General features: G+C 65.4%; 11 protein-coding genes. 7 read left to right on the top strand and 4 right to left on the bottom strand.

What is annotated here, in order from left to right; all coding sequences use genetic code 11:
• The first annotated feature begins 366 nt into the window (after positions 1-366).
• Genes CFP68_RS14650 through CFP68_RS14640 form a run of 3 tightly spaced genes read left to right on the top strand, consistent with a single transcriptional unit; the run spans position 367 to position 11,639 of the window.
• On the top strand, positions 367-8,796 hold the full coding sequence (locus tag CFP68_RS14650) for a glycoside hydrolase family 94 protein (protein ID WP_099827679.1): 8,430 nt from the start codon (positions 367-369) through the stop codon (positions 8,794-8,796).
• A complete protein-coding gene (locus CFP68_RS14645) occupies positions 8,756-10,120 on the top strand; it encodes a glucoamylase family protein (protein ID WP_099827678.1) in 1,365 nt (454 codons plus the stop codon). The genes CFP68_RS14650 and CFP68_RS14645 overlap by 41 nt, the downstream gene beginning before the upstream one ends.
• On the top strand, positions 10,113-11,639 hold the full coding sequence (locus tag CFP68_RS14640) for a mercuric reductase (RefSeq protein WP_099827677.1): 1,527 nt from the start codon (positions 10,113-10,115) through the stop codon (positions 11,637-11,639). Before CFP68_RS14645 ends, CFP68_RS14640 begins: the two co-directional genes overlap by 8 nt.
• A gap of 36 nt (positions 11,640-11,675) precedes the next feature.
• Here the strand turns inward: CFP68_RS14640 and CFP68_RS14635 are convergent, their stop codons facing one another.
• The 4 genes from CFP68_RS14635 to CFP68_RS14620 all read right to left on the bottom strand — a co-directional run bounded on the left by CFP68_RS14635 (position 11,676) and on the right by CFP68_RS14620 (position 16,370).
• Positions 11,676-13,226, bottom strand: coding sequence for a sugar ABC transporter ATP-binding protein (locus tag CFP68_RS14635; protein ID WP_099827676.1), 1,551 nt, complete (start codon positions 13,224-13,226; stop codon positions 11,676-11,678).
• A gap of 1 nt (position 13,227) precedes the next feature.
• On the bottom strand, positions 13,228-14,190 hold the full coding sequence (locus CFP68_RS14630) for an ABC transporter permease (protein ID WP_099827675.1): 963 nt from the start codon (positions 14,188-14,190) through the stop codon (positions 13,228-13,230).
• A gap of 11 nt (positions 14,191-14,201) precedes the next feature.
• On the bottom strand, positions 14,202-15,236 hold the full coding sequence (locus CFP68_RS14625) for an ABC transporter permease (protein WP_099827674.1): 1,035 nt from the start codon (positions 15,234-15,236) through the stop codon (positions 14,202-14,204).
• Positions 15,237-15,347: 111 nt separating this feature from the next.
• Entirely contained in the window at positions 15,348-16,370 is a 1,023-nt protein-coding gene (locus CFP68_RS14620; RefSeq protein WP_099827673.1) for a sugar ABC transporter substrate-binding protein, read from the bottom strand.
• A gap of 104 nt (positions 16,371-16,474) precedes the next feature.
• On the opposite strand from CFP68_RS14620, the gene CFP68_RS14615 reads away from it, so the two are divergent.
• Genes CFP68_RS14615 through CFP68_RS14600 form a run of 4 tightly spaced genes read left to right on the top strand, consistent with a single transcriptional unit; the run spans position 16,475 to position 20,357 of the window.
• A complete protein-coding gene (locus CFP68_RS14615) occupies positions 16,475-17,314 on the top strand; it encodes a GntR family transcriptional regulator (RefSeq protein WP_206601919.1) in 840 nt (279 codons plus the stop codon).
• A gap of 31 nt (positions 17,315-17,345) precedes the next feature.
• On the top strand, positions 17,346-18,335 hold the full coding sequence (locus tag CFP68_RS14610) for an aldo/keto reductase (RefSeq protein WP_099827672.1): 990 nt from the start codon (positions 17,346-17,348) through the stop codon (positions 18,333-18,335).
• A gap of 14 nt (positions 18,336-18,349) precedes the next feature.
• A complete protein-coding gene (locus CFP68_RS14605) occupies positions 18,350-19,195 on the top strand; it encodes an amidohydrolase family protein (protein WP_099827671.1) in 846 nt (281 codons plus the stop codon).
• A 40-nt stretch (positions 19,196-19,235) separates the two neighbouring features.
• Positions 19,236-20,357: a mandelate racemase/muconate lactonizing enzyme family protein gene (locus tag CFP68_RS14600; RefSeq protein ID WP_099827670.1), complete on the top strand. Its 1,122-nt coding sequence runs from the start codon at positions 19,236-19,238 to the stop codon at positions 20,355-20,357.
• Positions 20,358-20,370: the final 13 nt, after the last annotated feature.

Below are 20,370 nucleotides of genomic sequence, written 5' to 3'. Positions count from 1 at the left end.
GGGAACCGCGTCCACTGGTCCGGCGGGCCGGTTACATCGAAAGCGCCCCCATGGAACTTTCCACCACGTGATGGGTTGAGGGTTAGATTGCGCAGTTTTTCTTGACGGTTTCGTCGCGGTTTACGGTGGCAGCACCATGTCACGATCTGCAGTTCCGATTCTCCCGTATCTTGACGTCGCTCAGGCCCCGAACACCCGCACGCTCTGGGTTCGGCGCAGGCCCATGTCGGGGCATGCCCCCGGGAACGGGCGTGTCAGGGGGAACGGACCAGCGAGATGTCAGCCGTTGTCGAGAGAAACCGTGATGGTCTGACAAATTGGCCTAGTGGCGCTTGAACAGCGGCAGGCTGGAGTACAGGAGCTTCCATGAGACAGTCCGCTTCAGTCGATCCGATGTCGACAGCGCAGGCGGCCGACATTCCCGCGAAAGAAAAAGAGTATTTCTCGCTTGAACAGCTGACCGATTGCGGCCGACGAATGTCGTCATCGGGCGTCACGGAACCTCCGGGCCGCGAGAGGTCGGCGTTTCGCCGACGGGTCGAACAGGCACGCATCACCATTTCAGAGACCTATCGCGCCAACCTTGCGGCAAGCGCTTCGGGCGGTATCATTCCACCCGCTGCGGAATGGTTGCTCGACAACTATCTTCTGGTGGCTGAAAGCGCCGAACAGGTGCGTCGCGACCTGCCGCCCGCGTTTTTCGGCCGGCTTCCCCTGCTTTCGCTGCAAGATCGCCCATCGCAGCCCCGCGTCCTGCAGATCGCCCTGAGTTGCGCCGAACATTCGATGTTCGAAGTGACCGAGGCGCGACTGACCGCCATCGTGACCGGTTTTCAGGAAACCAGCCCACTGAAGATCGGCGAACTCTGGGCGATGCCGGCCGTTCTCAGGTTTGTTCTGATCGATGAGCTGGCGCGCATCGCCGAGAGTATCGAACATGCCCGCATCATGCGCGGTCACGCCGATGAGATGGCCGACATGCTGGCGCGCGCCGACGCGCAGGGCGGCGTTCAGACGGTAAATTCGGACTATGACGCCCATGCCCGCAGCGATGCTTTCGCGGGACAGCTTCTCTATCGTCTTGGCGGCGGCAGCGCCCGGATGCAGGACGCGATTTCTTGGCTCGAAAAACACCTTGAGGCCCGAGGCAGCGATACCGAGGAATCCCTGATCGCCGAGCAGAACCGCCAGACCGCCGCCAACGTGCGGATCGGCAACGTGATCCGCAGCCTGCGCAAACTCAACGACATCGATTGGGCCGACTGGCTGGAATCCGTCAGCGTGGTCGACAGGCAGCTGCGGGCGCGGTCCGACTTTGCCGCGCTCGATCCGCGGTCGCAAAGCCAGTATCGCCGCGCGGTCGAGGATCTTGCGCAATGGTCCCGGCGCCCTGAACCCGACGTGGCGGAGGTGGCCCTTGACCTGGTCGATGCGGCGGGGCCGGACATCGCCATTCACGATGTCGGATCGTTCCTGATCGGCCCCGACCGCGATCGGCTTGAATCCGCGCTGTCGGCCAGGGTTCCGTGGAATGTCCGTCTGCGTCGCCGGGTCCGGTCGCTGGACTGGCTGGCGGTCGCCGGTCCGGTGGGCCTGATCACGCTGGCGCTGGTCGCGGTGGCCTATGGCGCGCTCGAGCGCGGGCCGGCCGGAACCGTCGCGGCGATCTTCCTGACGCTTCTGGCGTTGCTTCCGGCCAGCGAGGCGGCGACCGGATTGTTCAACACGCTGGTGACGATGTTCACGCCGTCGACGCGGCTGGTCGGCTATGCCTATGACGACGGGATCCCGGCACACGCACGCACCATGGTCGTGGTGCCCTGCCTGATCGGATCGCGCGACACCATCGATGACCTGGTGCGCACGCTCGAGGTGCATCACCTGTCCAACCCGAAGGGCGAGATCGGCTATGCCCTGCTCAGCGACTGGCCGGACAGCGCCCACGAGAGGACCGATGAGGACGACGCGCTGCTTGCATATGCCCGGCGCGCCATTGCCGATCTGGCCGCGCGATATGCGCAGGACGACAAGACACGGTTCTTTCTGCTGCACCGCATCCGCCTGTTCAATCCCGGCCAGGGCGTGTGGATGGGTTGGGAACGCAAACGCGGCAAGCTGATGGAGCTTGACGCGCTGTTGCGTGGCGATACCGACACGACGTTCCTGCCCCCCGACACCCCTCTGCCCGACGATGTGAAATACATCATGACGCTGGATGCCGACACCCGGATGACGCGCGACGCGGTGACCCGGCTGGTCGGCAAGATGGAGCATCCGCTGAACCAACCCCGCATCGACCCCGAAACCGGGACCGTGCAGCGCGGATACGGCATCATGCAGCCTCGCGTCACCGCGTCGCTGACCACCGGCAAGGAAGCGTCGATGTTTCAGCGCATCTTCTCGATGAACCGGGGGTTCGACCCCTATGTGTTCACCGTTTCGGATGTTTATCAGGATCTGCTGGGCGAAGGGTCGTTTACCGGCAAGGGCCTGTATCACATCGATACCTTCCGCGAGATGGCGGCCGAGGGGATCGGCGAGAATACCGTGCTCAGCCATGATCTGCTTGAGGGCGGGCTGCTGCGCTGCGCCCTGGTCACCGATGTCGAGTTGGTCGAGGATTTTCCGATCCGCTATGATACCGAAGTGGCGCGACAGCACCGCTGGACACGCGGCGACTGGCAACTGCTGCCCTATCTGCGCGGCGACACCCTGCCGTTGTCTGCCCTGCAACGCTGGAAGATGCTGGACAACCTGCGGCGCAGCCTGGTGCCCGTGGCATGGCTGGGTGCGTCGATCCTGGGATGGATCGTGCTGGATGTGACCGAGGCGACGATCTGGCAAATGCTGCTGGTTCTCAGCCTGTTCGTGTCCCCGACCCTGGGCCTGATGCGCGAGATTACAACGCTGCCCGAGGGCACGGGATGGCAGGCCAACCTGAACTGGCTGGCGAACCAGATCGCCGACAACACGGCACAGGTCGTGCTGCGGATCGTGTTCATCGCCCATACGGCAACGGTGATGACGGATGCGATCCTGCGCACGCTCTACCGGCTGTTTCTTTCCCGGCGCAACCTTCTGGAATGGCAGGCGGCAAGCGCCGCGCCGCGCATCGTGCGCACCTCGCCGTTCGCCTATTGGTCGTCGATGCGATGGTCTGTCGCCATCAGCCTGACCGCCGTGGCGGCGACGCTTGCCTTCGGCGGCGCGTGGCCCCTGGCGGTGGTGTTTGGCCTTGTCTGGGCGGCGGCGCCTTTTGTCGCCTGGTCCGTCAGCCGATCGGCCGAAACCGAGGATCAGCTTGTCCTCTCGCCCACCGATCGCGACGCCTTGCGACAGGTGGCGCGGCGCACCTGGACCTATTTCGAAACCTTCGTAACCGCCGATCAGAACTGGCTGCCGCCGGACAACTTCCAGGAACTCCCCGCGCCCGTCATCGCCGAACGCACCTCGCCCACCAATATCGGCCTTTACCTGCTGTCGGTCGTGGCGGCGCGCGATTTCGGCTGGATCGCCCTCGCCGATACCGTCACCCGGCTTGAGCGGACCTTGGCATCGGCCGAGACGCTGGAGAAACACAGGGGTCATCTCTACAACTGGTACGACACCCGGCGCGCCGCGCCGCTTGAGCCGCGCTATGTCTCCACCGTGGACAGCGGCAACCTTGCCGGTCATCTGATCGCCGTGTCGGCAGCCTGCACCGACTGGGCGGCAGCGCATTTTGCGCAGTTCCAGCCTGATTTTGACGGCCTGCGCGATGCGGCCGGTGTGCTGAGCGCCGAAATCGCAAACGTCCCGGATGACCGGCGCACCCTGCGCCCGCTGCGCCATCATCTGACCGAACGCATCGCGGAATTCCGTCGCGCCCTGGGCCGGATGGAGGCCGAGCCGGAAATGGCGTCGGTCCGTGTCATCGGCCTGTCGGTGATCGCGGCGGATATCGAAACGCTGGCCCGCGACTATGCCGCCGAAACGGACACCGCGGCCAGCGGATCGGTCGTCGAATGGGCTGGCACCCTGCGCCGCGGCTGCGAGGCGCGGATCGCCGATGCGACGCTGACCCGCGAGGCGCGCGATGACCTGCGCATCCGTCTGCAAGGCGTGGCGCAAACGGCCCGCGCGATGGCCTTCGGGATGGATTTCGCCTTCCTTCTGCACCGTGACCGCAAACTGCTGTCGATCGGCTATCGGGTCGATGACGATGCGCTGGACGAATCCGCCTATGACCTGCTGGCCTCCGAGGCGCGATTGGCCAGCTTCTTCGGCATCGCCAAGGGGGATCTTGCCACGGAACACTGGTTCCGCCTGGGCCGCCCCATCGTGCCGGTCGGGGCGCGCGGATCGCTTATGTCGTGGTCCGGATCGATGTTCGAATACCTGATGCCGACGCTGGTGATGCAGGAACAGCAGGGCAGCATCCTGAACCAGAGCAACCGCCTTTCGGTGCGCCGCCAGATCGCCCATGGCAAGCGGCGCGGATTGCCCTGGGGGGTTTCGGAAAGCGCGTTCAACGCCCGCGATCCGGAAATGACCTATCAGTACATGACCTTCGGCATGCCCTCGCTGGGTCTGAAACGGGGTCTGGCAAGCCAGGCCGTCGTCGCACCCTATGCCACCATGCTGGCCAGCCAGTTCCAGCCGGCGGCCGCTGTCGCCAATCTCGCACGGTTGCAGCAGATGGGCGCGCTTGGCCGCTACGGGTTTTACGACGCGCTGGATTTCACCCCGGCGCGGGTGTCCGAACACGAAAGCTTCGCCGTGGTGCGCAATTTCATGGCGCATCATCACGGCATGTCGATTGCCGCGATTTCCAACGTCGTTCACGAAGGCCGGTTGCGTGAACGGTTCCACTCCGATGCCGTGATCGAGGCGTCCGAACTGTTGCTGCAGGAGCGCGCGCCGCGCGCCGTGCCGCGCAAGGTCGCCCGCATCGAGGCCGAGCCGGTCAAGGGGCGCGCCGAACTGTCGGCACGGGAAAGCCTGGTGATCGACAGCCCCGGCACCCAACCGAACGCGGCGGGTTTGCTGTCGAATGGACATTACGCGCTGCTGTTGTCGTCACGCGGTTCGGGGCGGGCGACATGGAACGGACAGGCCGTCAACCGCTGGCGGCCGGATCCGGTGGAGCCGGGTGCCGGACCCTATCTGTTCCTGCGCGACACCGGCACCGGCGACTGGTGGTCGGCCAGCGTCGATCCGCGCCCTGCCGCGGGCGAGGCGGCACAAACCGTCATCTCCGACAGCAAGGTCGAGTATCACAAGACCGTCGGCAACCTGCGCTCGCAGATCGACGTGATCGTGGCCAGCGACCGCGACGCGGAAGGGCGGCGCCTGACCCTGACCAACACCGGATCGCGCGACCGGTTGATCGAAGTGACATCCTATTGCGAACCGGTGATCGGGCCTGCCGATGCCGATTTCGCCCACCCGGTCTTTTCCAAGATGTTCGTGCACACCGAAGTGTCGCGCAACCGGCAGGTGATCCATGCCCGCCGCAACCCGCGCCGCGCGGATGAACCGGCGATGCGGGTGGCGCATATGCTGGTTGATTGCGGCGCGGGTGTCGGTGCCGCCGAGGCCGAGACCGACCGGCGCCGGTTCATCGGGCGCGGTCGCACCCTGGGCGATGCGGCGGCGTTTGACAGCGGGGCCGCGCTGGACGCGACCGACGGCTTCACGCTTGACCCGATCTTTGCATTGCGCCGGACCCTGCTGGTGCCGGCAGGCGGCACCGCGCGGCTGATCTTCTGGACGATCGCCGCCCCCTCACGCGCCGAGGTCGATCAGGCGGTGCAGCATTTCATGCACCAGGAGACATTCACCTATGAGGCGATGCAGGCCTGGACCCGGTCGCAGATCCAGTTGCGCCATACCGGCAGCGACCTGATCGAAGCCGTGATGTTCAAGCGGCTGGCGTCCTACCTGATCTGGCCGGATCCGCCCTTGGCCAGCAATGGTCCTGTGGCCAAGGCGGCGGCCCAGTCCGCGCTTTGGCCGATGGGAATTTCGGGCGATCATCCGATCATGGTCCTGCGGATCGATACCGTCGATGACATCGCCGTGGCCCGCAAGGCACTGCGGGCGCAGAACTATCTCTATAGTCGCGGATTGAACACCGACCTCGTGATCGTGAACGAACGGGCCGCGTCCTATGTTCAGGACCTTCAGACCACGCTGGAGGAAATCGCCGAGTCCACCCGCGCGCGCAGCCTGGTGCCCTCGGCGCGCGATCACATCTTCACCCTGCGCCGCGATGCCTTGGCCGAGCAATCCTATGATGCGCTGATGGCGGCGGCGCGCGTCGTGCTGCACGCGCGCAACGGCATGTTCTCGACCCAGATCGACCGGGCCGAGACACTGGGCGCGCCGCGCGCCGACCCGCCCCCGCCCGTCGCACGGCCCCGTCCCGCGCAACCGGGCACGGCGGTGGCACGCCACCGCCCCAAGGGCGATCAGGGCGATCTTCAGTTCTGGAACGGCTATGGCGGGTTTTCGCAGGACGGGCGCGATTATGTCGTGCGCCTTGGCACGGGACAGTCGACACCACAGCCCTGGATCAACGTCGTCTCGAACGGCGATTTCGGCTTCCATGTCTCGGCCGAGGGCGCGGGCTTCACCTGGAGCCGCAACTCGCGCGATCATCACCTGACCCCCTGGTCCAACGATCCCGTCATCAACCGCCCCGGCGAAACCATCCACCTGACCGACCTGGACAGTCACGAGGTGTTCACCCCCTTCGCCGCCCTGTCGACCCGCCCCCACGCCCGGTTCGAAGCCACGCACAGCGCCGGGATCAGCCGCCTGTCCTGTACCGACGGGCCGTTGACCATCACGGCGACCCAGCTTGTCGATCCGCAGGACCCGGTCAAGATCACCCGGCTTTCCGTCACCAACGACGGGCCGACCACCCGGCAACTGCGGCTTTATTGCCAGGCCGAATGGGTCATGGGCAACAACCGCGACAAGACCGCGCCGATGCTGCGCACCTTCGAGGATGCCGGCATCCTGATGGCCGAAAATCCGTTCTCGATCCAGTTTCCCGGCCGCACCGCGTTTCTGGCCAGCGACGCGCCGCTGTCCTCGTTCACCATGAACCGGGGGGAATTCCTGGGCCGCGGATCGGCCTTCCTGCCGGATACGGTGGCGCAGGGTGCGGCGCTGCCCTCGGATGACGCCAGCAACGGCGATCCTTGCGCCGCGCTGGCCATCGACCTGACCCTTGCGCCCAACGAAAGCCGCACCGTCACGCTTGTGCTGGGCGACGCGGCGGGGCGCGAAGCGGCCAAGGCCCTGGCCCGGCGCCACGGGGCGGACAGCTTCGATACCGCGAAGGCCGCGACCACAAAGACCTGGGACGATTTCCTGAACGTCCTTCAGGTTGATACGCCTGATCCGGCCTTCGACATCATGGTCAACCGCTGGCTGCCGTATCAGACGCTGGCCTGCCGGATCGAGGCGCGCTCGGCGTTTTATCAGGCCAGCGGGGCCTTCGGTTTCCGTGACCAGCTTCAGGACACGCTGTCGCTGCTGCTGCATGATCCGACACTCGCGCGCGCGCAGATCGTCAATGCGGCAGGGCGCCAGTTTCCCGAAGGCGATCTGCAGCACTGGTGGCTGCCGGAAACCGGTGCCGGGGTGCGCACGATGATCTCGGACGATGTGGTCTGGCTGACCTACGGGATCACGCAATACATCGACAGCACCGGCGACGCATCGGTGCTGGACGAAGTCGTGCCGTTCCTGACCGGGCCCGCGCTTGAGCCGGGTGAACACGACAGGTTCTTCCAGCCCGAAACCTCCGACGAAACCGCCAGCGTTTACGAACATGCCGCGCGCGCTCTCGACCTTGCCATCGACCGGACGGGTGAACGTGGGCTGTCCCTCATCCTTGGCGGCGACTGGAACGACGGGATGAACCGCGTCGGTGAAGACGGGCGCGGCGAAAGCGTCTGGCTGAGCTGGTTCCTGGCCCATGCGCTGGACGTCTTCGCCCCGGTGGCCGAGGCACGCGGTGAAGCGGAACGCGCGCAACACTTGCGCGCCCACCTTGCCGTGCTGACTCAGGCGATCGAAAGCAACGGTTGGGACGGCTCCCAGTACCGGCGCGGGTATTACGACGACGGAACGCCCCTTGGATCGCAGGACAGCACCGAGTGCCGGATCGATTCCATCGCCCAATCCTGGAGCGTGATGTCGGGCCAGGGCGATCCGGCGCGCCAGAACGACGTCATGGATCAGGTGCTGCACCACCTTGTCGATGACGACGCGCGGATCGTCCGGCTGTTCACCCCGCCCTTTGCCGAAACCGCGCAGGAGCCCGGCTATATCAAGGGCTATCCCCCCGGCGTGCGTGAAAACGGCGGCCAATACACCCATGCGGCTACATGGGTGGTCTATGCGCTGGCGCTTCTGGGGCGCGGCGACGATGCCAAGCGGTGTTTCGACATGCTGAACCCGATCAACCATGCCCTGACGCGTGCGGCCGCCGATCATTACCGGGTCGAACCCTATGTGGTGGCGGCCGACATTTATGGCGCCGATGACAAGGCCGGTCGCGGTGGGTGGACCTGGTACACCGGTTCGGGCGGCTGGCTCTACCGCGCGGCGGTCGAGGCCATCCTGGGCATCCGCCGCAAGGGCGACCGGCTGTTCGTGGCCCCGGTCCTCCCGTCCGACTGGCCCGGCTTCAAGGCGCGGTTGACCCTGGAGGGCAAGACATTCGACATTGTGGTCGAGGGGGCAGAGGTGAAGATAAATGACGTGGCCGTCGCGCCGCAGGACGGCATCGCCCTATGATGCAGGTCGCGCCACGAAAGGTCATCCCGTGACCTTGGGCGATCTTGACGACGACGCCCTGCTGGACGCCCTGCAACGTGCGGCGTTCGACTGGATGCTCGAGAACGCGAACCCGGACAACGGCCTGGTGGCGGACAATTCGGATGATGGCGCGCCCGCCAGCATCGCGGTCGTCGGCTTTGCGCTCACCTGCTGGCCGGTCGGTGTGGCGCGGGGCTGGATGGATCGGAACCGCGCCCTTGCCCTGACGCTGGCGACGCTGCGCTTCTTCACCCATGCCGAACAGGGCGGCGACGAAACCGGCACCGGGCATCGGGGATTCTTCTATCACTTTCTGGATATGGAGCGCGGCAGGCGGGTCTGGAACTGCGAATTGTCGCTGATCGACACCGCCCTGCTGCTGGCCGGGTGCGAGGCCGCCTCCTGCTATTTCGACGCCGACACCCCGGACGAGGCCGAGGTGCGCGCCCTGGCCCGCGCTCTGATCGCGTCGGTCGAATGGCCCTGGGCGCTGGACCGGGGCGACACTTTATCCCAGGGCTGGCACCCGGAAACCGGTTTCATCCGCTATGATTGGGAGGGCTATTCCGAGGCGTTGATCCTCTATGTCCTTGCGCTGGGGTCCGACACCCATCCCGTTCCGCCCGACAGCTATCGTGCATGGCGCGTCACCTATCAGTGGGAGAAAATCTATGGCCACGACACGCTTTATGCCGGACCGCTGTTCATCCACCTGTTTTCCCACATCTGGCTGGATTTCCGCACCATCGGCGACGGCTTCAACCGGGAAAAGGGCATCACCTATTTCACCAACACCCGCCGCGCCGTACAGATCCAGAGCGATTACGCCCGCCTGAACCCACGGGGCTTTGCGGGTTACGACGCGAATTGCTGGGGCCTTACCGCCTGTGACGGGCCGGGCGGCGCCATGAACACCGCAGATGATACCGGCCGGCAATTCCTGGAATACACCGCACGCGGCGCGCCTTTCGGCCCGGATGACGGCACCCTTGCCGGATGGGCGCCGGCCGCGGCCATGCCCTTTGCGCCGACCACCGCCATGGCGGCCCTGCGCACCATGCTGCACCGGTATCCGGGCATGCTGCGCGACGACAGGTTTCTCGGGTCGTTCAACCCCAGCCTTCCCGGCGAAGGGCCCGAAGGCTGGATCTCGCCGCGGATCTACGGGCTGGATCAGGGGTTGCTGGTGCTGATGATCGAAAATCATCGCAGCGGCATGATATGGGATCTGATGCGCGCCTCGCAGGTCTGCAACACCGGGCTGCGCCGGGCCGGGTTCAAGGGGGGCTGGTTGGATGAATAAGGCCACGTTCGATCACGACTCCACGGATCCGCGGCTGGAGCTTCGGCGCAACCTCAGGCCCGACGATTGGAACAACCCCGCGCCCGCCGGCCCCTACAACCTTGTCGTGATCGGTGCCGGTCCCGCCGGTTTGACGGCGGCCCGGATCGCCGCGCGGCTGGGCGCGCGCGTGGCGCTGATCGAGGCGGGGGCGATCGGCGGCGATTGCACGAATATCGGCTGCGTGCCGACCAAGGCGATCATCCGCAGTGGCAAGCTTTATGCCGATGCGCGCAGGGCGCGGCATTTCGGGGCCGATGCCGCGGGCGAAACACCCGATCCGGCCCTGGCTCTTCAGCGGGTGCGCAAGGTGCAGGCCCGGATCAGCCGGTCGGAAACCGCCGAACTGCTGAAATCCGAAGGCATCGACCTGTTTTTCGGCAAGGCCCGCTTTGCCGATCACCGCTCGGTGCGGGTGGGCGATGCCACCCTGCGGTTCCTGCGCGCCCTGGTCGCCACCGGCGGCGTGCTGCGCCCGCCCGCCATTCCCGGTCTGGCCGAGATCGGTTTCGAGACGGTCGAGACGCTGTTTGACCGTGACACCCTGCCCCGCCGGATGATGGTGATCGGTGGCGGCCCGCTGGGCTGTGAAATGGCGCAGGCGCTCTGCCGCCTTGGGGTCGGGATCGTGCTTGTCCACGACGCGCCCAAGTTCCTGCCGGAGGAAGAACGCGACGCGGCGCAACTGCTGTCGGAATCGCTGGCGCGCGACGGGGTGCAGGTTCACCTGAACACCACGGCCGTCAGCGCGCGCACCACGTCCGAAGGCAAGGAAATCACGCTCAGCACCGGCGGCGACCGTTTCGCGATCACGGTGGACGAGGTGTTGACCGGTGTCGGGCGGGTGCCCCGGATTGCGGGGTTGGACCTGGCGGCAGCGGGTATTGCCGCCGATCCCGAAACCGGCATTGAGGTGGATGATTTCATGCGCACGACCAACCGGCGGGTGTTTGCCGCGGGCGATGTCTGTGGCGGGCACATGTTCACCCATGTGGCCAATGCCGCGGCCCGCATCGCGGTGCGAAACGCGCTGTTCTTCGGACGGCAAAGGCTCAGCCGTCAGATAATCCCGTGGTGCACCTTTACCGACCCCGAGATCGCCCATGTGGGGCTGCGGGCCGATCAGGCCATCAGCCAGGGTATTCCGATCAAGACCTATACCGTCCTGATGCACGAGAACGACCGCGCCATCACCGACGGCGAGGAAACCGGTTTCGTCAAGATCCGCGTGCGCCAGGGCGGTGACCGGATCCTCGGCGCCACGGTCGTCGCGCGTCACGCCGGTGACATGCTGAACGAAATCACGCTGGCGATGGAACGCAGGATCGGGCTGCGCGCGCTGTCGGGTGTCATCCATGCCTATCCGACGCAAAGCGCCGCGATCCGCACCGCCGCCGACGCCTGTGTCGCCGACCGCCTGACCCCGCGCCTGCGACGCCTGTCGGGCATGTGGATGTCGCTTCTGCGGCGTGGCGGATAGGTTTCTTCGGTCAGGTTGGGCCACACGCACGCCCGCTCAGGGGTTGGAGGCTTCGGCGAACTCGGTGCGGTCGACCTCGGAACCGTGGATGTGGTTCATGATCTTCCGGCTGATGTCGTCATAGACACCGGTGTTCGGGACTTCGCCGCGGATGCGGTAATCGTCCATCACCGCGATCCGGTCGGCCAGGGCGATCATCTCGGGCATGTCGCTCGAGATCAGCAGGATCGCCGTGCCGTTGTCGGCCAGTTCGCGCAGCAATTCATGAAGATAGGCCTTGGTCTTGATGTCGATGCCGACAGACGGTTCATCGACGATCAGAAACGACACACCGGCCGCCAGCCACTTGGCGACGCTGATCTTCTGCTGGTTGCCGCCGGACAGGTTGCCGACGGTCTGGGCCAGGCTGGGCGTCTTGACCTCAAGCTTGTTCAGGAATGGCGTGACGACCTGTTGCACCCGTCCGTCCGACAGGCTGCCCAGGGCGCCGGCCAGCTTGCGCCAGATCGGCACGCCCGCATTGGCCAGAACCGAGTGCTGAAGGATTAGCCCCTCGCCCTTGCGATCCTCGCTGATATAGCCAAGGCCGTGCCGGTGGATCGCCTCGGCGACCGAGCCGATCTGAACGGCGGTGCCGTTCACCCGCACCTCGCCGCCGGTGACCGCGAACTGGCCCATGATCGACTTGGCCAGTTCCGTGCGCCCGACCCCGATCAAGCCATAGAGGCCGACGATCTCGCCCTTGCGCACCGACAGCGTGATGTCGCGATGGCCCAGGACCGTGGACACGCCGGTCAGGCCCAGAACCTCGGGGTGGCTGGCGGTATCGCGGTGGCGCCAGGCCGCGGCCCCTTCCGAGCGCCCGATCATCATCTGCACCAGTTGGTCGCGATCCACACCGTCCATCGAGCGGCTGTCGCAGGCGTTCGCCCCGTCGCGCAGCACTGTGACGCGGTCGCAGATCTCCTGCACCTCTTCCAGCTTGTGACTGACGAACACCAGGCTGGTGCCGTCATCGCGCAGGCGGCGCAAGATCGTGAACAGCCGGTCGGTTTCGCTTGAGGTGAGCGAGGCCGTCGGTTCGTCCAGCAGCAGCACGCGGCTTTTCAACGACAGGGCCTTGGCGATCTCGACCAGCTGCATCCGCGCCACCGAAAGTTCGGACACCGGGGTGGCGGGATCGATGTCCAGCTCGAGCGCGTCCAGCCAGGGGCGCGCGTCGCGGTTCAGCTGGGCATAGTTCACCGGCTTGAGATACGAAGTCGCCAGTTGTTCCAGGAATATGTTCTCGGCCACCGAAAAGCGGGGAAAAAGGTTCCGCTCCTGATGGACGACACCAATTCCCTTGGCGATGGCGTCGCGCGGGCTGGTGAAACGCGTCTCGGCGCCGTCAAGATACATCGTTCCGGCGGTGGGTTGATGAACCCCCGTGATCACCTTGATCAGGGTGGATTTCCCGGCGCCGTTCTCGCCCAGCAGGGCGTGAATCGAACCGGGGTGCAGCGATATGTCGACACCCTTGAGCGCGAGAACGCCGGGAAAGGCCTTTTCGATGGATTGGGCCCGGAAGATCGGAGTCTGGGTCATGTCACATGCTTCCCTTCAGCGGCTGGCGCGCCCGCAGCCTGTTCAGGCCCACGGCCGCCAGGATCATCGCGCCCAGCACCACCTGCACCAGGAACGGATCGATCGAAAACAGCACCAGCGCCTGGGTGATGATTGCCACGATCACGACACCCAGCATCGTCGCCATCGTGCTGACATGCCCGCCGGCCAAGATGGCGCCGCCGATGACCGGTGCCGCGAATGACAGGATCAACCAGTCGTCCCCGATCGAGGGTTGACCGATCTGAAGCCGCGCCACCACAAGCACGCCCGCGATCGCCGCCAGCAGGCCCGATATCGCATGGGCCGCGATGACGGTCTTGCTGACCGATATGCCCGACAGGGCGGCGGCGTGGTCGTTGCTGCCGACGGCCAGAATGAAGCGCCCGATGGGCAGACGGCGCAGCATGAACCACAGCAGAAGCGTCACCACGATCGTCGGCGCAACCAGCAGCGGGATGGGCCCGACCAGAATGGCCGATCCGAAACTCTTGACGCTTTCGGGAATGCCATAGAACGGCTGTGCCTCGGTGATGCCAAGGTTGATGCCCTTGTAGATCGACAGCGTGGCAAGGGTGATCACGAAGGCCGAAATGCCGGTGATCCGGATCAGGATGCCGTTCACCATGCCGGCAAGCACCCCGATGAACAGCGCGAACACCAGGGCCAGCGGCGCCGGCAGGCCCCAGACCTCCATCGCGCCGGCGAAGGAAATGGCGGCCAGGCCGCCGATGGCCCCCACCGACAGGTTCATCTGGCCGATGGCGATGATGATCATCTGCGCATAGGCCACCAGCGCGTTCACCGCGATCGCCAGCAACAGGATCTCGATGTTGTAGGCGGACAGGAACGTGGCGCTGAAGCTCTGGATCAGAACGATGGCGATGATGGTGGCCAGCAGCGGGCCGAACCAATCGGCGCGCGACAGGCGGGAGATCTGCAGCATGGGGGTGCCTTTCACGCCAGGTTTCGACGGGTGAGATAGGAGCGGCGCGCCTTGTCCAGAAGCACGGCGATCAACAGCATCAGGCCCAGGAAGGTCTGAACCCAGAAGGCGCCGATCTGAAGCATCAGAAGGCCGCTCGACAGCATGGTGACAAGGAAGGCGCCCAGTACCGTGCCCAGCACCGACACCTTGCCGCCCTGCAGCAACGTGCCGCCCAGCACCGGCCCGAGGAATGCCGGCAACAGCCAGTCCTGCCCCAGCTGACCCGCCATCGACGGGATCGCGGCGCCGTTGCGCGCCACCAGCATCAGCGCGGCCATGCCCGCAAGAACGCCCGACAGCATGTGACACAGGATGATGATCCGGCCGACGCGGATGCCCGAAAGTTCGGCCGCCGCCGGACTGGCCCCGGCCGCCAGCATCTCGCGCCCCGTGACGGTGAAGCGATAGAGCCAGGTCAGCGCCAGCGCGCAGGCCAGCGTCACCAGCAGCAGCGGCGACAGGTAGGTTGCGATCTTCATCTTGCCGAGGGCCGAAAAGACATCGGGAATGGCGCGATAGGATTCGGCCCGGGTGAGAAAGATCATCACCCCGAAGAAGATGCTCATGGTGGCAAGGGTGATGATGAAGCTGTGCAGCCCGGTGCGCACCACGGTCCAGCCGTTGATGAAGCCCAGCGCGGCCCCCATCCCCAGTCCGCCCAACAGCGCGATCGGCCATGGCAGGCCCAGAACCTCGATCAACCAGCCGAAGGCCATCGCGGCACAGACCCCCATGGCGCCCACCGCCAGGTTCAGCCCGCCGGTGACGATCACGGTCATCATCGACAGGCCGATCATGATGTTCACGGCCGAGTTCCGACCGAGGGAAAACAGGTTGAACGGCGACAGGAAGCCGCGCGTGCTGACGGCGAAGATCACGATGAAGGCGGCGATCAGCAGGATCAGGCCGAATTCATTGGACAGGAAGAACCGGAGCCAGGTCTGTCTGCCATCCCCTGTCGATGAGTTTGGGGACGGCGCAGACGGGGTATCTTGTGCGGACATGGACAGATTTCCAGTTCGAGGCAGGCAAACACGACGCGGACAGACAGGTGCCGTCGGCGCACAGCGGCGCCGACGGCCGGCACGGAGGTGTCATCCGTGCCGGGGTCTGCTTTAGTTGCAGGTCAGATAGGTGGCTTCGAAATCCTTCAGGATCCGGTCGCTTTCGGCGCGCATGGCATCGATATAGCTATCAACCGTGCTGGCATCGACATAGGAGGTGCCCGAGTCGATGAACTTGTCGGTCAGCGCGTTCGAGGCGAACGGTGCGTCGTCCTTGACGGTGCAGCCCGACCGCAGCTTGTCCAGCGCAAAGGTGCCGATATAGCCCTGTCCATAGGGGTTCTGAAGCATCGTGCCGTCGATGACGCCATCCTTGATCGCGGTCAGCACGACCTCGTCGTGGTCGATGCCGACCATGTGGATGCCGGTGTCACCCATCTTGCGCAGGGCGTTGGCGGCCACGACAGCGGGCACCCATGCGGTGGTGATGATGCCGTCGACCTCGTCGGCATGGGCCGCGAGATAGGCGTTGATCTTTTCTTCCGCCGGCTCGGGCGCATCGATGTCGGCGATCACCTGAACCACCGTCGCGCCAGCCTCTTCGGCGGCCTTGTTCACGGCGTCGATCCGCAGCTGGGTGTTCGGATCCACGAGGAAGCCGGTGAAATGCGCGATCCGCTTTTCGCCGTCACCCATGGCCGCCAAAAGCTCCTTGGTGCCCAGATAGGCCGAATTTCCGGTGTCGGTGCCAAGGCAGAACGCCGCCGGTGACGGATCCTTGAAGCATCCCGCGCCGGCGATGACCTGGGCGCCGTTTTCGGCAAGCTCTTCGGCGGTCGACACGGCACCTACGGGATCGCCCGGGAAGATCATGAACCCGTTGTATCCCTGGCTCAGCAGGCTCTCCAGAAGCTGGTTCTGCTGGGTCAGTTCCCACTTCTGGGGCACCTTGTAATCCGCAGCCTCGATGCCGAAGTCGCGCACCGCGTCCGCGCCGGCCTGTTCCCACGCCGCGAAATAGGGGTGCGGGCCACCGGGAATCATGGCGATGCGGCTGTCGTCGGCCGCCTGCGCGGCCGCGGCGGCCATGCCGCAGATGCCGGCCAGTGCCATGGTCTTGAACGGGGTATTCATGTGTTTCTCTCCTCCACTATGGATTGCCATCCACGGACAAAACCGCCCGAACAGCCGGGCCTTTTTTCGCTTTGTTGCGGATTGTGGCGCGCCGGCTTGCAATCATGTCCGAAACACTAGTATTCTTGTATCCAAGCCGCAAGACACTTTACGAGCTGTTCGAGGACGCCACGATGGCCTGGGAAGATTCTTCGCGTCCGATCCTCGATCCGCCGATCGGCGCACAGCACCCCGGATTGGGGTCGCTCACGCTGGACGTCGATCGCCGTCTGTCCGTGTCGGACCAGGTTCACGCGGTGTTGCGGCAGGCCATCGTCGATGTCCGCCTTGCCCCCAATGAACGGATCAGCGAAAATTCCATCTGTCGACAGTTCTCGGTGTCGCGCACGCCGGTGCGCACCGCGATCCAGCGCCTCGTGGAAGAGGGGCTGGTGGATGTGTCGCCGCAACGCGGCAGCTATGTGGCACCGCTGCGCCTCGACGGTCTGCGCGACAGCCATTTCGTGCGCCGCTCGCTCGAACTGGCGCTGCTGCGCGAGACGGCGACGCTGTGGACGCCCGAAATGGGCGTCGCCCTGCGCGACGTCATCGCGGATCAGGCGCGCACCATCGAAACCCGGGATCCCGACGAGTTCCTGCGTGCGGATGAGCGGTTTCACCAGATGCTGGCCGGGTATTCCGGCCGCCACGGGGTCTGGCCGGCGATCCAGACCGCCCAGACCCCGTTGCGACGCTTTCACCGCTATTGGGCCCATGAGAACCGGCTGTTCGATGTATTGGATGAACACCGCGCCGTGATCGACGCGCTTGATCGGGGCGACGCCGCCGCCGCCCATGACGCCCTGGCGCGGCACCTCGACATGGTGTTCGTGATCTTCGACCGGATGTCGGACGAACAGCAGGCAAAGCTGCCGTTCGACGTGCCCCTGCGCGGCCCATCGTGAACGCGACATCAAACAACAGAAGGAACGTGACATGAAACGAAGACGCCTGGGCGCCACCGACCTGCACCTGACCGAATTGTCGTTCGGCGGGGCCGGGATCGGCAACCTCTATCGTCCGGTGTCACGGGCCGATGCGATGGCCACGCTGGACACCGCCTGGGACGCAGGAATGCGTTATTTCGACACGGCGCCCTATTACGGCCAGGGCCTGTCCGAACGGCGGATGGGCGATTTCCTGCAGGGCAAGCCGCGCGGCGACTTCGTTCTGTCGACCAAGGTCGGACGGATCCTGAAGCCGATCACGGACGGCCGGCAGCCCGACAACGGCTTTGTCGATGCCCTGCCCTTTTCGGTGAACTATGACTACAGCCATGACGGGATCATGCGGTCGTTCGAGGACAGCCTGACGCGGCTTGGCCTGACCTCGGTCGATATCCTGTTCGTCCACGACCTGGAAAGCGGCAGCTTTGCCGGCGACGAATACGCCAGGCATCTCGACACGTTCTGCCACGACGGCATCCATGCCCTTCGCAGCCTGAAATCGTCCGGCCGGATCGGCGCGTTCGGCCTGGGCGTGAACGAGGTGGCGGCCTGCATCAACGTGATGGAGCGGGTGTCGCTGGATTGCCTGCTGATGGCGGGGCGCTATTCGATGCTGGATCGCAGCGCCTCGGGCCGGCTGATGTCGATGTGCGAGGACAGCGGCACCGCCATGATCGTCGGCGGCGTGTTCAACTCGGGCATCCTGGCCACGGGAGCGAAACCGGGGGCCACGTTCAACTATGCCGCCGCCTCGCCCGAGATCCTGCAAAAGGTCGAACAGATGGAGAAGGCCGCCGCCGACCATGATGTCGCGCTGGCCAATGCCGCGCTGCATTTCCCGCTGCGCAATCCCGTGGTGGCCAGTGTCCTGATCGGCACCGCCAAACCATCAAGCCTGACACGCAACCTGGATCTGTTCAGCCATCCCGTGCCCGACGCCCTCTGGCCCGAGATGGACCGGATCGCCCTTCAGCCCTGAGCGAGGACCGCACGATGCAACTGATCGACACCCACCAGCACCTGATCCTGCGCGACCGGCTGGGTTATGCCTGGACGGACGACATCCCCCCGCTTTCCGGCAGTTTCACACGCGAGGATTACGCCGCCCTGGTCGCCGGACGCGATGTTATCGGCACCATTTTCATGGAAACCGGTGTGGACGACGCCGACTATCAGGCCGAGGCGCGCCTTGTGGCCGAACTGGTCGGCACGGGCGATGTGCCCATGTTCGGACAGATCGCGGCCTGCCGTCCCGAAACCGACGACGGATTCGCGGCCTGGCTGGACGAATGCCGCGACCTGAAGGTGGTCGGCTTTCGCCGCCTCCTGCAGACGATGCCCGATGACACCAGCCGCGCCGAGACCTACCGCGCCAACATCCGCCGGATCGGCGCTGCCGGATGGCCGGTGGATCTGTGCTGTGCCGCCCGTCAGCTGGGCATTGTCGCCGATCTGGTGCGCGCCTGCCCGGATGTGGCCTTCGTGCTGGATCACTTCGGAACCAACAACATGGCCGCGGGCGGGTTTGCCGCCTGGCGCGACGACATGGCGCGACTGGCCGCGTTGCCGAACCTCTGGGTCAAGTTTTCCGGCGTGACCGCCTATGTGCCCGCAGATGCCGGCCCGCCCGATCCCGCCGAAGCGGTGGCAAACGCGGCGCTTGAGCTGTTCGGACCCCGGCGCCTGATCTGGGGCGGCGATTGGCCGGTGGTGGATCTTGGCATCGGCCTTCCCGCCTGGATCGACATGACCCATCGCCTTTTGGCGCCCCTGTCACAGGATGAACGCGACATGATCGGCCAGCGCAATGCGCGCAGCTTCTACAACCTGCCCGACTGACCCCCCCCGTCCCTGTGCCCTGAACCAGAGAAGTACTCCCATGCCCAAGATAGAACGTGTCCAGTTGTCCATGGTCGACCTTGTCCCCCAGGTCAAACGCACCGATGCCATCCAGAGCTTCGTCAGCCAGGAAACACCGCTGGTGACGATCACCGACAGCGATGGCGCCGTCGGGATCGGGTATTCCTATACGATCGGCACAGGCGGATCGTCGGTGATGCGCCTTCTGGCCGATCATCTGGCGCCGCGCCTGATCGGGCGCGATCCCACCGAGGTCGAAGCGATCTGGCATGACCTTGAATTCGCCACCCATGCCACGACCATCGGCGCCATCACCTCGATCGCGCTGGCGGCCGTAGATACCGCCCTGTGGGATCTGCGCTGTCGCAAGGCCGGACTGCCGCTGTGGCGCATGGCCGGCGGCGCCCGTCCGGCCGCCCCCTGCTATACCACCGAAGGCGGCTGGCTGCATATCCCGCCCGAGGCGCTGGTCGAAGATGCTTTGGCAGCCCGCGAGAAGGGCTTTACCGGCTCGAAGGTCAAGATCGGCAAACCCACGGCAGCCGAAGACGTGGCGCGGATCGCGGCGGTGCGCGACGCGCTTGGCGCGGGTTACGAGATCATGACCGACGCCAACCAGGGGTTCGCCCGCGACACCGCCCGCCGCCGGGCCGAAGCGCTGCGCCCGTTCGACCTGGCCTGGATCGAAGAGCCGATGGCCGCCGACGACATCACCGGTCACGTCGATCTGGCGCGGGCCGCCGCGATGCCGGTGGCCGTGGGCGAAAGCCTGTATTCCGTGCGCCACTTCGCCGAATACATCGCGCGCGGGGCGGCGTCGGTGATCCAGGTCGACGCCGGGCGGATCGGTGGCATCACGCCTTGGCTGAAGGTGGCGCATATGGCGGAATGTTTCGATCTGCCCGTCTGTCCGCACTTCCTGATGGAACTGCACGTGAGCCTGGTCTGCGCGGTGCAGAACGGACGCTATGTCGAATATATTCCGCAACTGAACGAGGTGACCGAGAGCGGTCTGATAATCGAGAATGGCATGGCACTGGCCCCCGAGACGCCCGGGCTGGGGATCGCCTGGGACATGGACGCCCTGGCAGCCCGCGCCATCCCCGAGTTCAACGTGGATCTGCGCACGAAGAACGCGTAATCACGCTGCGATA

It is taken from the genome of Oceaniglobus indicus (genome assembly GCF_002751875.1).
Classification (GTDB): Bacteria; Pseudomonadota; Alphaproteobacteria; order Rhodobacterales; family Rhodobacteraceae; genus Oceaniglobus; species Oceaniglobus indicus.
This window is presented reverse-complemented; position numbering and strand designations above follow the sequence as displayed.